This window comes from Pseudoalteromonas sp. RB2-MNA-CIBAN-0110 (assembly GCF_040309305.1).
GTDB classification, from domain to species: domain Bacteria; phylum Pseudomonadota; class Gammaproteobacteria; order Enterobacterales; family Alteromonadaceae; genus Pseudoalteromonas; species Pseudoalteromonas arctica.
This window is the reverse complement of record NZ_JBEOOQ010000194.1, coordinates 1-270: the sequence shown is the minus strand read 5'-3', so window position 1 is coordinate 270 and position 270 is coordinate 1. Positions and strand designations below refer to the sequence as shown.

The 270-nt window shown below is 47.0% G+C and carries 1 pseudogene; it reads left to right on the top strand.

Going from position 1 to position 270, the window contains the following annotated elements:
* Positions 1–270 (top strand): annotated as a pseudogene (locus tag AAEY68_RS21135) (transposase domain-containing protein); the annotation flags it as partial.

Below are 270 nucleotides of genomic sequence, written 5' to 3'. Positions count from 1 at the left end.
CCCTTAAACAGCGTATTGCTGAACTTGAAAAACTGTTAGCGCAGAAGGATGCACAAATCGCAGCTCTTGGAAGAGCGCTGGCGTTTAGCTCAACAAAAACAATTCGGTAAAAGTGCTGAAGGCTTTGTGGGGCAAGGCGAGTTATTCAATGAAGTGGAAGAGATTGTTGAGGAAGTTGAGGCAGAGCAGCAATCCATTAGCACTACCCGTAAAAAGCCGGTGCGTAAGCCACTGCCAAAAGACTTACCTCGTGAGCAGGTTATTCACGAC